The sequence below is a fragment of the Solirhodobacter olei genome (assembly GCF_004010155.1).
Lineage (GTDB): Bacteria > Pseudomonadota > Alphaproteobacteria > Rhodobacterales > Rhodobacteraceae > Solirhodobacter > Solirhodobacter olei.
The window spans coordinates 54,172-66,574 of sequence record NZ_RRYH01000017.1 but is presented as its reverse complement, the minus strand read 5'-3'; the positions used below and the strand labels follow the sequence as shown (position 1 = coordinate 66,574).

Here is a 12,403-nt window from a genome sequence, read left to right as displayed (position 1 = left end):
ATGGGCGCCTATATCCTTCGTCGCATCCTGCTGATGATCCCGACGCTGATCGGGATCATGGTGATCAATTTCACCCTGACGCAATTCGTCCCCGGCGGGCCGGTGGAGCAGATCATCGCCCGCATCCAGGGCGAGGGGAACGCCTTTGCCAATATCGCCGGCGGTAGCGACACCGGCGGGCAGGCGGCGCAGGCGGGTGCGGGCGGCTATGTCGGCGCGCGCGGCCTGCCGCCCGATTTCATCAAGGAACTGAACAAGCAGTTCGGCTTCGACAAGCCGCCGCTCGAGCGCTTCCTCAACATGATGTGGGATTATGTCCACCTCGATTTCGGGCAGAGCTATTTCCAGTCGAAATCCGTGGTGAAGCTGGTGGAGGAGCGGCTGCCGGTCTCGATCTCGCTTGGGCTCTGGTCGACGCTTCTGAGCTACCTGATCTCGATTCCGCTCGGCATCCGGAAGGCGGTGAGGGACGGGTCGGCCTTCGACAGCTGGACCTCTGGCGCGATCATCGTCGGCTACGCGATTCCGGGTTTCCTGTTCGCGATCCTGCTGCTGGTGCTTTTCGCCGGCGGGTCCTACTGGCGGATCTTCCCGCTGCGGGGGCTGACATCTGACAATTTCGCCCAGCTGAGCCTTCTGGGCCAGATGGGGGACTATTTCTGGCACATCACCCTGCCGGTCATCGCCTCGACCATCTCGGGCTTCGCGACGCTGACGCTTCTGACCAAGAACAGCTTCCTGGACGAGATCAAGAAGCAGTACGTCATGACCGCGCGGGCCAAGGGGCTGAGCGAGGGCCGTGTGCTTTACGGCCATGTCTTCCGCAACGCGATGCTGATCGTGATCGCGGGCTTCCCCACTGTCTTCGTGTCGATGTTCTTCGGCGGCTCGATCATCATCGAGACGATCTTCTCGCTGAACGGGCTTGGCCGGCTCGGCTTCCAGGCGGCGGTGGACCGCGACTACCCGGTGATCTTTGGCACGCTATTCGTCTTCAGCCTGATCGCGCTGGTGATGGGGCTGATCTCGGACCTGATGTATGTCTGGGTCGATCCGCGCATCGACTTCGAGACGCGGGAGACCTGATGGCGCTCTCAGAACTGAACCGCCGCCGCTGGCGGAATTTCCGGGCGAACCGGCGCGCCTACTGGTCGCTGATCCTGTTCGCGGTGCTTTTCGGGGCGTCGCTTTTCGCCAATTTCATCGCCAACGATCACCCGCTGCTGGTCGATTACCGCGGCCAGATCCGCAGCCCGGTGCTGCATTTCTATTCCGAGAAGGACTTCGGCGGCGATTTCCGCACCGAGGCCGTCTACAAGGACCCGGTCGTGCAATGCCTGATCGTCACCGGCGGCGCCGACCCCTGCTTCGACACGCCGGCGAAGACCCAGGCGGAGGCGGAGAAGACGGGCACGGTGGACGGCAAGAAGGTGCAGCTTGGCTGGATCCTCTGGCCGCCGATCCCCTATTCCTATTCGACGGTGAACAACATCCAGGGCACCGCGCCCTCTGCGCCGGATGCCAAGCACTGGCTGGGCACCGACGACACCGCGCGCGACGTGCTGGCGCGCGTGATCTACGGCTTCCGGCTTTCGGTCGGCTTCGCGCTGATCGTGAGCGCCGCGGCGTCCGTGCTCGGGATCGCGGCCGGCGCGGTGCAGGGCTATTTCGGCGGCTGGATCGACCTGATCTTCCAGCGGGTGATCGAGATCTGGGGCGCGACGCCGATGCTCTATGTCATCATCATCATGGCTGCGATCTTCAAGATGAGCTTCTGGCTGCTCGCCGTGCTGATGGTGGCCTTCGGCTGGACCGCGCTGGTGCATGTGGTGCGGGCAGAGTTCCTGCGGGCGCGGAACTTCGAATATGTCCGCGCGGCGCGCGCGCTGGGCGTCTCGAACGGGCGGATCATGTTCCGCCACGTGCTGCCGAACGCGATGGTCGCCACACTGACCTTCCTGCCCTTCATCGTCACCGGGACGATCGCGATCCAGGCGGGGCTCGATTTCCTCGGCTTCGGGCTGCCGCCCTCCGCCCCCTCGCTGGGCGAGCTGACGCTGGAGGCGAAGCAGAACCTGCAGGCGCCCTGGCTGGGCTTTACCGCCTTCTTCACCTTCGCGATCATGCTGTCTCTCCTGGTCTTCATCTTCGAGGGCGTGCGCGACGCCTTCGACCCGCGAAAGACGTTCTCATGAGCGGGCAGAGGGGCGGCGGGCCGATCCTGGAGGTGAAGGACCTCACCATCGCCTTCCGGCAGGACGGGCGGCGGACGGAGGCGGTCAAGGGCGTCAGCTTTGCCGTCGGCCAGGGCGAGACGGTGGCGCTTGTCGGCGAAAGCGGCTCCGGCAAGTCGATCACGGCGCTTTCTACCGTGGCGCTGCTGCCGGACAGCGCCGAGATGGCCGGCTCCATCCGCTTCATGGGCGAGGAGCTGGCAGGCGCAAAGCCGGCGCGGCTGCAGCAGGCGCGGGGCAACGAGATCTCCTTCATCTTCCAGGAGCCGATGACCTCTCTGAACCCGCTCCACACGCTGGAGCGGCAGATCACCGAAAGCCTGATGCTGCACCAGGGCCTCAGGGGCGCGGCAGCGCGGGCCCGGGTGGTGGAGCTGCTGAAGAAGGTCGGGATCCGCGACGCGGAGGAGCGACTGGGGGCTTATCCGCACCAGCTTTCGGGCGGGCAGCGGCAGCGGGTGATGATCGCCATGGCGCTGGCGAATGGGCCGAAGCTCCTGATCGCGGACGAACCCACGACTGCGCTCGACGTGACGATCCAGGCGCAGATCCTCGATCTGCTGGCAGAGCTGAAGGCGGCGGAGCGGATGAGCCTTCTGTTCATCACCCACGACCTTTCCATTGTGCGCCGCATCGCCGACCGGGTCTGCGTGATGCAGGGCGGCGAGCTGGTCGAGGAGGGGCCGACGGCGGAGATCTTCGCCAACCCGCGCCATCCCTACACCCGCAAGCTGCTGGCGGCCGAGCCGACGGGCCGGCCAGAGCCGGTGCCGGAGGGGGCACAGGAGCTGCTGAAGACCGAGGCGCTGAAGGTCTGGTTCCCGATCCAGCGCGGCTTCCTGAGGAAGACCGTGGGCCATGTGAAGGCGGTGCAGTCCGCCGATCTGTCGGTCCGCGCGGGCGAGACGCTTGGCATCGTCGGCGAAAGCGGATCGGGCAAGACCACGCTGGCGTTGGCCATCCTGCGGCTGATCTCCTCGCAAGGCTCCATCGGCTTTGTCGGGCGCGAGCTGCAGGGGCTGAGCTTCCGCCAGATGCGGCCGCACCGGCGCGACATGCAGATCGTGTTCCAGGACCCCTACGGATCGCTCTCGCCGCGCATGACGGTGGCGGAGATCATCGCCGAGGGGCTGGGCGTTCACGGCACCGACGGGCGCGCGGCGGATGCCGAGGTGGCGCAGATCATGGCGGAGGTCGGCCTCGACCCGGAGACGCGGCACCGCTATCCGCACGAGTTCTCTGGCGGGCAGCGGCAGCGGATCGCGATCGCCCGCGCGATGATCCTGCGCCCGAAGTTCGTGGTGCTCGACGAGCCCACAAGCGCGCTCGACATGACGGTGCAGGTGCAGATCGTCGACCTCCTGCGCAGCCTGCAGAAGCGCTGGGGGCTGGCCTATGTCTTCATCAGCCACGACCTGCGCGTCGTGCGCGCGCTGGCGCATCGGGTGATGGTGATGCGGCAGGGCGAGATCGTGGAGGAGGGCACCGGCGAGGAGGTCTTCGCGGCGCCGAAATCCGACTATACCCGCGCGCTGCTGGCCGCCGCCTTCAACCTGACGCCCGCGGGCTGAGGGGGCGCCGCGCGGCAGGCGGCGGGCCATTTGGCGGTGACAGCCCCGCCCCCCGCGGCTATGGTTCGGCCAGGGCCGGAACAGGTCCGGGCAGGGGTGGCAAACGACAGATGGCGGCGCGACGCGGCACGGCGGAGAGGCGGGAGGAGAGCGGCTGGACGCTCCGCAAGGCCCGGCTCCTGAACCGCTGGCATGCGCGCCTTGCCACGCTGGCGCGGCCCGCGACGGGCTTCGTCTCGCAGCCCGAACCGCGCACCATCGGCAGCTTCGCCCGCGGCCGCCAGCTCGTCGCCGGGAATTTCCTGTTCTCGGGGTCCCTGGTCGAGGGGCCGGGCGTCGGGCTCTGGGACCTGCCGATGCCGGATGCGGCCTTCGAGGAGGCGCTTCAGGGGTTCGCCTGGCTCGACGACCTTGCCGCGGTGGGCGACGCCGCTGCGCGGGGCCGGGCGCAGGACTGGACCTACGACTGGATCGCCCGCTATGGCCACGGGCGCGGCCCGGGCTGGACGCCGGACCTGACCGGGCGGCGGCTGATCCGCTGGATCAACCACGCGCTGTTCCTGATGTCCGGCCGGCCCCGGGAGGACACGGATCTCTACTTCCGCAGCCTTGCCCAGCAGACCAATTTCCTGTCGCGGCGCTGGCAGGCGGCGCTGCCCGGCCTGCCGCGCTTCGAGGCGCTGACCGGGCTGATCTACGCCGGCCTTGCGCTGACCGGGATGGAGCGCCACGTCGTCCCTGCCGCACAGGCGCTGGCGCGGGAATGTTCCGAGCAGATCGGCGCGGGCGGCGGGATACCGACCCGCAACCCCGAGGAGCTGCTGGAGGTCTTCACGCTGCTGACCTGGGCGGCGCAGGCCCTGGCCGAGGCCGGGCGCGTCACGCCGCGCCAGCACATGGCGGCGATCGAGCGGATCGCGCCGACGCTCAGGGCGCTGCGCCATGCAGATGGCGGCCTCGCGCGGTTTCACGGCGGCGGGCGGGGTCTCGAAGGGCGGCTTGATCATGCGCTGGCGGCCTCCGGCGTGCGGGCGGCGCCGCCGGGGGGCCTCGCCATGGGCTTCGCGCGGCTCTCGGGCGGGCGCACGAGCGTGATCGTCGACGTGGCCGCGCCGCCGGCGGGGGCGGCCTCCGGCAACGCGCACGCCTCGACGCTGGCTTTCGAGCTGACCTCGGGCCGCCGCCCCCTGATCGTCAATTGCGGCTCTGGTGCGCCCTTCGGGGCGGAGTGGCGGCGGGCGGGGCGGGCGACGCCCTCGCATTCGACGCTGGCGATCGAGGGCTTTTCATCCTCCCGCCTCGGCCCGCCGACGCCGGTGCCCGGCGGCACGGTGCAGGAGCCGCTGCTGGAGCGCGCCCAGGTGATCCATTTCCGCGAGGCGCTCGGCCCCGACGGGATGAGCCTGATCGCGGGCCACACCGGCTATGTCGCGTCGCACGGGCTGAGCCACATGCGGGCCTTCTACCTCTCCGAGGACGGCCGCTCGCTGTCGGCCGAGGACACGCTGGGCCCGCTGACCCCGGCGGAGGAGGCCCGGCTGGCCACGATCACCGCCGGGGCGACGCCGGTGCGCTTCGCGCTGCGCTTCCATCTGCATCCGGATGTGGATGCGGCGATCGACCTGGGCGGCACCGCGGTCTCGCTGGCGCTCAGAAGCGGCGAGCTGTGGATCTTCCGCTTCGAAGGGCCGGGGGTGCTCGCGGTGGAACCGTCGGTCTATCTGGAACAGCGGCGGCTGAAGCCGCGCGCCTCGCGGCAGATCGTCCTGCGCTCCGAAGTGATCGAGACCGCGGCGCGGATACGCTGGACCTTGGCGAAGGCTCAGGATACGCCGGTGGCGATCCGTGACCTGGACCGCGACGACGTGCTCGCCGAATGACCGCCTGACGAAGGACCCCTCCGCATGACCGACCTGTTGCCGATCCGCCGTGCCCTGATCTCCGTCTCCGACAAGACCGGGATGCTCGATTTCGCGAAGGCGCTCGCGGCGCGCGGGGTGCAGCTGCTTTCGACCGGCGGGACGGCGGGCGAGATGCGGGCGGCCGGGCTTGCGGTGCGCGACGTGGCCGATGTGACCGGCTTTCCCGAGATGATGGACGGGCGGGTGAAGACGCTGCATCCGGCGGTCCACGGCGGGCTGCTGGCGCTACGCGACAAGGCGGAGCACGTCGCGGCGATGGAGGAGCACGGGATCGAGCCGATCGACCTTCTCATCGTCAACCTCTACCCGTTCGAGGCGACGGTGGCGAAGGGCGCCGATTACGACACCTGCATCGAGAACATCGATATCGGCGGGCCGGCGATGATCCGGGCGGCGGCGAAGAACCATGCCTTCGTGACCGTGCTGACCGACGTGGGCGACTACAAGGCGCTGCTGGAAGAACTCGACGCCCATGACGACCGCGTTTCCTACGCCTTCCGGCAGCGGATGGCGCAGATCTCCTACGCCCGCACCGCGGCCTATGACGCGGCGGTGTCGACCTGGATGGCGGGCGCGATCGGCGAGGCGGCGCCGCGGCGCCGCGCCTTCGCCGGCACGCTGGCGCAGAGCCTGCGCTACGGCGAGAACCCGCATCAGCGCGCCGCCTTCTACGTCGACGGCTCCGACCGGCCGGGCGTCGCCACGGCGAAGCAGTGGCAGGGCAAGGAGCTTTCGTACAACAACATCAACGACACCGACGCCGCTTTCGAGCTGGTCGCGGAGTTCGATCCGGCCGAGGGCCCGGCCTGCGCGATCATCAAGCACGCGAACCCCTGCGGCGTGGCGCGCGGCGCGACGCTGACCGAGGCCTACACAAAGGCCTTCGACTGCGACCGCACCTCGGCCTTCGGCGGGATCGTGGCGCTGAACCGCACGCTTGACGCCGCGACCGCCGAGGAGATCGTGAAGATCTTCACCGAGGTCGTCATCGCCCCGGATGTGGACGAGGCGGCGCTGAGTATTTTTGCCAAGAAGAAGAACCTGCGCCTGCTGACGACCGGCGGGCTGCCCGTCGCCGCCGCGCCGGGGCTGGCCTACCGGCAGGTCGCCGGCGGCTTCCTGGTGCAGGACCGCGACAACGGCCATGTCGGCCGGGGCGACCTGAAGGTGGTGACGAAGCGCGCGCCCTCGGCCGAGGAGCTTGACGACCTTCTTTTCGCCTGGACGGTGGCCAAGCACGTGAAGTCGAATGCCATCGTCTATGCGAAGGGCGGTGCGACGGTGGGCGTGGGCGCCGGGCAGATGAGCCGGGTCGACAGCGCCATGATCGCCGCCAGGAAGGCCGAGCGGATGGCCGAGGCGATGGGGCTGGCCGAAAGCCCGGCAAAGGGGGCCGTCGTGGCCTCTGACGCCTTCTTTCCCTTCCCCGACGGGCTGATGGAGGCGGTGGCCGCCGGCGCGACATCTGTCATCCAGCCGGGCGGGTCGATGAACGATGCCGACGTGATCGCGGCGGCGGACGAGGCCGGGCTTGCCATGGTCTTCACCGGCCAGCGGCATTTCCGGCACTGAGGCTTCGGATGCGGACCGTTGCCAAGACAGCGCTTGCCGTTCTGGTCGTCGACCAGCTGTCGAAGGTCGGCGTGGTCTTCGGGCTGGGGCTGGCCACGAAAGGCGCGATCGAGGTGCTGCCGCCCTATCTCGACTTCCGCATGGCCTGGAACCAGGGGGTGAACTTCGGGCTTTTCGCCGGCAGCGAGCTGAGCCGCTGGATCTTCGTTGCGGTGGCGCTGGCGATCTCCGTCTGGGTCTGGATCTGGATCCGGGGAGAGGGGCACGGGCGCTGGGCGCAGGTGGCGGCGGGGCTTCTGATCGGCGGGGCGCTGGGCAATGTGATCGACCGGATCGCCTATGGCCGGGTCGCGGATTTCCTCAACATGTCCTGCTGCGGTTTCAACAACCCGTTTTCCTTCAATCTCGCCGACGTCGCGGTGTTCTGCGGTGCGGTCGGCCTCGTCCTGCTGACGGGCCGCCAATCCCCCCGTGACGGGCCGGGCATGATGGGCTAAGAGAGGCGAGAGGCGTGAGGCGGAGACACAAGATGCGGGCAGCGGGCGGCAGGATCGGGATCGCGCTGATGGCGGTCCTCGGGCTGGCGGCCTGTTCCGGCGGCGGCGCGCCGCATCTGATGAACGTCCGCTCCGGCAGCACGCCGGACGAATTCGCCATCCTGCCGAACAAGCCCCTGCAGATCCCCAAGGACACCTCGACGCTGCCGACCCCCACGCCGGGTGGCACGAACCTCGCCGACCCGACGCCGAAAGCCGATGCCGTGGCCGCCCTCGGCGGACGCCCGGCGGCGATGAAATCGCAGTCCATCCCGGCCGCCGACGGCGCGCTGGTGGCGGCGGCGACCCGCTACGGCGTGACGCCCGGCATCCGCCAGACCCTCGACGCGCAGGACCTGCGGTTCCGCAAGAACCACAACGGCCGCCTGCTCGACCGGCTCTTCGGCAACACGGTCTATTTCCAGGCCTATCGCGCGATGGAGCTGGACCCCTACGCGGCGCTCGCCTTCTGGCGGGCCCGTGGCGTGGCGACGCCGAGCGCGCCGCCGAAACCCACGAAGCGCGGTGGCTAGGCGCTTCCTTTAACCGGTTTCGCTCGAAAGCTGTGCATAAGCCGGGAGGAGCCTTGGCCGAATCCCTCGGCCCATGCTACATCTCGTAGGATGACCGTTCTGGACCCCAAGATGAAGCCGGCCCTGCCGTCGGACCGGCCCGTGATTCGCCAGCTGGACGAGGCGGCGGTGAACCGCATCGCCGCGGGCGAGGTGGTGGAGCGCCCGGCCGCGGCTGTGAAGGAGCTGGTGGAGAACGCGCTCGATGCGGGCGCGCGGCGAATCTCGGTCGACTATGCCGATGGCGGCAAGACGCTGATCCGGGTCACCGACGACGGCTGCGGCATGGCGCCGGAGGATCTGCCCCTGGCGCTGTCGCGGCACGCGACCTCGAAGATCGATGGCTCGGACCTTCTGAACATCCACAGCTTCGGCTTCCGGGGCGAGGCCCTGCCCTCGCTGGGGGCCGTCGGGCGGCTCGCGATCACCTCCCGCGCCGCGGGGGAGGAGGCGGCGCGGATCGAGGTCGCCGGCGGCCGGATCGGCCCGGTCACCCCGGCGGCGCTGAGCCGCGGGACGGTGGTCGAGCTGCGCGATCTTTTCTACGCGACGCCGGCGCGGCTGAAGTTCCTGCGCTCGGACCGGGCCGAGGCGCAGGCCCTGGGCGAGGTGGTCAAGCGCCTCGCCATGGCCGCGCCCTATGCAAGCCTCAGGCTCAACGACGTGTCCGGCGGCGGCGACGGGCGGGTGATCTTCCGTGCTGATGCCGGGTCGGGTGACCTGTTCGACGCGCTTCACGCGCGGCTTGCGACCGTGCTGGGCGGCGAGTTCGCCGAGAATGCGATCCCGCTCGACGTGGAGCGCGATGGGCTGCGGCTGACCGGCTACGCGGCGCTGCCGACCTATTCGCGCGGGGCGGCGGTGCAGCAGTACCTTTTCGTCAATGGCCGGCCGGTGCAGGACCGGATGCTCTTGGGCGCGCTTCGGGCGGCCTATTTCGATTTTCTCAGCCGCGACCGGCATCCGGCGGCGGTCCTGTTCCTCGACTGCGATCCGGAGCGGGTGGACGTGAACGTGCATCCGGCGAAATCCGAGGTGCGGTTCCGCGATCCGGCGCTGGCGCGGGGGCTGATCGTCTCCGGCATCCGGCAGGCGCTGGCCGAGGCCGGGCATCGCGCCTCGACCACGGTCGGGGCGGCGACGCTGGCAGCCTTCCGGCCGGAAGGGGCGGGGGGCGAGGCCGCGCCCGCCGCGCCGCCGCGCGTCTACCAGATGGAGCGGCCCGCGCCGGGGGTGCTGCGCAGCGCCGCCGCGTGGCAGGCCCCGCCGGCCGCGCCCATGCCGGGCTTCGCCGAAGGGCCCTCGGCCCGGGTGGAGCCGGTGCTGGAAGCCGGCGACGAATCGCGCCCCTTGGGCGCCGCCCGGGCGCAGGTGCATGAGAACTACATCATCGCCCAGACCGAGACGGGGATGGTCATTGTCGACCAACACGCGGCGCATGAGCGGCTGGTCTACGAACGGCTTAAGCGACAGGTGGCGGAAAACGGCGTCGCCGCGCAGGCGCTGCTGATCCCGGAGATCGTGGACCTGTCGGAGGGCGACGCCGCCCGGCTGATGGAGGTGGCAGACGACCTCGCCCGCCTCGGCCTTTCGGTGGAGCCCTTCGGGGCGGGCGCCATCGCGGTGCGCGAGACCCCGGCGGCCCTGGGCCAGATCGACGTGCAGGGGCTGGTGCGCGACATCCTCGACGATCTTGCCGATCTCGGGCAGAGCCAGACGGTGCAGGCGCGGATCGAGGCGGTGCTGAGCCGGATGGCCTGCCACGGCTCGGTCCGCTCCGGCCGGCGCATGCGGGCGGAGGAGATGAACGCGCTGCTGCGCGAGATGGAGGCGACGCCGCATTCCGGCCAGTGCAACCACGGCCGGCCGACCTATGTGGAGCTGCGCCTGGCGGATATCGAGCGGCTGTTCGGGCGGACGTAGGCGGGGAATGGGCATGGACATTCAGGCGATCCAAGCGGTGCTGGAGGCCAACGGGCTGGCCGCGGCGGCGGTGGCGGCCGGGCTGCTGGTGGTGCTGGTCCTGACCTTGCTTTCCGCGCGGCGCGGCCAGCGGCGGCACTGGGCGGAGACGGACGCGCTTCGCCTCGAGACCGCCGCGCTGCGCGAGGAGAATGCCCAGTTGCGCGAGGAGCGCGCGGGGCTGCGCTCTGCCGCCGAGCGGGTGCCGGGCCTCGACGCGCGCATTGCAGAGCTTCAGGCCGCGCTGGGCGAGGAGGCGCGGTCGCGCGCGGGCGTGGCGCAGGAACTCGCCAGCCTGAAGGAAACTCACGCCGCCCGGCTCGACGAAATCCGCGGCCTGAAGCAGGAGCTGGAGGACCGGTTCAAGGCGCTCGCCTCCGGCGTGCTCAACGCCAATTCGGAGCAGTTCCTGAAGCTCGTCTCCGAGCGGTTCGAGAGCCACAAGACCAATGCCGAGGACGACCTCGCCAAGCGGCACAAGGCGATTGCCGACCTGGTGAAGCCGCTTGACGAGAAGCTCGTGCAGTTCGACCAGAAGATCGGCGAGATCGAGAAGGCAAGGAACGAGGCCTATGGCGCGATCCAGAGCCAGGTTCGCGCGCTGACAGATGGCCAGCGCGATCTGGGCACCGAGACCCGCAAGCTGGTGCAGGCGCTGCGCGCGCCGAAGACACGGGGCCGCTGGGGAGAGATGCAGCTGCGGCAGGTCTTCGAGATGGCCGGAATGGCCGAGCATGTGGATTACGACCTGGAATCGACCATCGACGCCGACGGCGCCCGCAAGCGCCCGGATGCGATCGTGAACATTCCCGGCGGCAAGCAGATCGTGGTCGATGCGAAGACGCCGCTGGAGGGCTATCTCGACGCGCTGGAAGCGGCGACGCCGGAGGAGCAGAAGCACCACCTGCAGCGCCATGCCCAGCAGTTGCGGGTGCATGTGAAATCGCTGGCCTCGAAGGAATACCACGCCGCGATCCCGACGACGCCCGACTTCGTGGTGATGTTCATCCCCGGCGAGACCTTCGTCGCCGCCGCGGTGGAGGCCGATCCGGGCGTGATCGAATACGCCTTCGAGAACAAGGTGCTGATCGCCACGCCGACCACGCTGATGGCGCTGGTCAAGGCGATCGCCTACGGCTGGCAGCAGGAGCGCATGACCCGCTCCGCCGCCGAGGTGCAGCGCGTCGGCAAGGAGATCTACGAACGCCTCGGCATCTTCGCAGGCCACCTGGAGAAGGTCGGCCGTGCGCTGGGCCAGTCTGTGGACAGCTACAACCGCGCGGTCGGCTCGCTCGAAAGCCGGGTACTGGCCTCGGCCCGGAAGTTCGAGGCGCTGGGCGCGGTGAATTCCGAGGCGCGGATCACCGCCGGCGCCGGGGTGGAGGCGCGGCCGCGCGGCATTGCCGCGCAGGAGCTTCTGGCCGCCGCCGACGACCAGGCCGACACGGCAGAATCCGAGGTCTGATGCGCCACCTGACGCCTGCAGATTACCGCCAGATGCCCTGGGCCAACGGCCGCGGCACGACGGTGGAGATGCTGCGGGAAGAGGACGCGGTGGGCCTCTCCCTCCGGCTTTCCATGGCGACGGTGGCGGAGGACGGGCCATTCTCGGCCCTGCCGGGGATTGAGCGGGTCCTGGTCCTGTTGGACGGACCGGGTTTCGTGCTGGAGATCGCGGGTGCCCGCCACACGGTGGGCCTGCTGCAGCCGGTGCGATTCGCGGGCGAGGCAGCGGTCGCGGCGCGGGGCGTGACCGGACCCAGCCGCGATTTCAACGTGATGACCCGGCGCGGCGCACCGGTGCCAGAGGTGGCCGTGCTGCGCGCCGGGCAGGGGGCAGAGGCGGCCAGGCTTCTGGTTTTCGCACCCTCCGGGGCGGAACTGGCGCTGGGGCGCGGGGCGGTATCGCTGGGCGCCGGGGATCTTCTCGACGCGGCGGGCGCGGCCAGGGTTCTTGCCGGTGGGCCGGTGATCGCGGTCGGGCTCGGCTAGCGGCCGGCAGAAAGCTGCCCTGCGGCACGGCGTCGCGGGATT

10 protein-coding genes are annotated in these 12,403 nt (G+C 69.8%); all 10 read left to right on the top strand.

Annotation, left to right across the window (positions count from 1 at the left end; genetic code table 11):
• Positions 1 to 1,086, top strand: coding sequence for a microcin C ABC transporter permease YejB (locus tag EIP85_RS13050; protein WP_127902631.1), 1,086 nt, complete (start codon positions 1 to 3; stop codon positions 1,084 to 1,086).
• Positions 1,086 to 2,195 (top strand): ABC transporter permease, encoded by a 1,110-nt coding sequence (locus EIP85_RS13045; protein WP_127902630.1) that lies wholly within the window; start codon positions 1,086 to 1,088, stop codon positions 2,193 to 2,195. Before EIP85_RS13050 ends, EIP85_RS13045 begins: the two co-directional genes overlap by 1 nt.
• Complete coding sequence (locus tag EIP85_RS13040; protein ID WP_127902629.1) at positions 2,192 to 3,805, top strand: ABC transporter ATP-binding protein; 1,614 nt, start codon at positions 2,192 to 2,194, stop codon at positions 3,803 to 3,805. Before EIP85_RS13045 ends, EIP85_RS13040 begins: the two co-directional genes overlap by 4 nt.
• A 110-nt stretch (positions 3,806 to 3,915) precedes the next feature.
• Complete coding sequence (locus tag EIP85_RS13035) at positions 3,916 to 5,685, top strand: heparinase II/III family protein (protein ID WP_127902628.1); 1,770 nt, start codon at positions 3,916 to 3,918, stop codon at positions 5,683 to 5,685.
• 24 nt (positions 5,686 to 5,709) lie between these two features.
• Positions 5,710 to 7,299, top strand: a complete 1,590-nt coding sequence (purH, locus tag EIP85_RS13030) for a bifunctional phosphoribosylaminoimidazolecarboxamide formyltransferase/IMP cyclohydrolase (protein ID WP_127902627.1) — start codon at positions 5,710 to 5,712, stop codon at positions 7,297 to 7,299.
• Positions 7,300 to 7,307: 8 nt separating this feature from the next.
• Positions 7,308 to 7,796 carry a signal peptidase II gene (gene lspA, locus EIP85_RS13025; protein WP_127902626.1) on the top strand — a complete coding sequence of 163 codons (489 nt, stop codon included), beginning with the start codon at positions 7,308 to 7,310 and terminating at the stop codon, positions 7,794 to 7,796.
• A gap of 32 nt (positions 7,797 to 7,828) precedes the next feature.
• The gene (locus tag EIP85_RS13020; RefSeq protein WP_127902625.1) at positions 7,829 to 8,368 is read left to right on the top strand and encodes a DUF3035 domain-containing protein; all 540 of its coding nucleotides are present in this window, start codon (positions 7,829 to 7,831) and stop codon (positions 8,366 to 8,368) included.
• Positions 8,369 to 8,479: 111 nt separating this feature from the next.
• Positions 8,480 to 10,330, top strand: coding sequence for a DNA mismatch repair endonuclease MutL (mutL, locus tag EIP85_RS13015; RefSeq protein WP_241560002.1), 1,851 nt, complete (start codon positions 8,480 to 8,482; stop codon positions 10,328 to 10,330).
• Positions 10,331 to 10,343: 13 nt separating this feature from the next.
• Positions 10,344 to 11,834, top strand: coding sequence for a DNA recombination protein RmuC (locus tag EIP85_RS13010; protein ID WP_127902623.1), 1,491 nt, complete (start codon positions 10,344 to 10,346; stop codon positions 11,832 to 11,834).
• Positions 11,834 to 12,361 carry a HutD/Ves family protein gene (locus EIP85_RS13005; protein ID WP_127902622.1) on the top strand — a complete coding sequence of 176 codons (528 nt, stop codon included), beginning with the start codon at positions 11,834 to 11,836 and terminating at the stop codon, positions 12,359 to 12,361. The genes EIP85_RS13010 and EIP85_RS13005 overlap by 1 nt, the downstream gene beginning before the upstream one ends.
• The last annotated feature ends 42 nt before the right edge of the window (positions 12,362 to 12,403 follow it).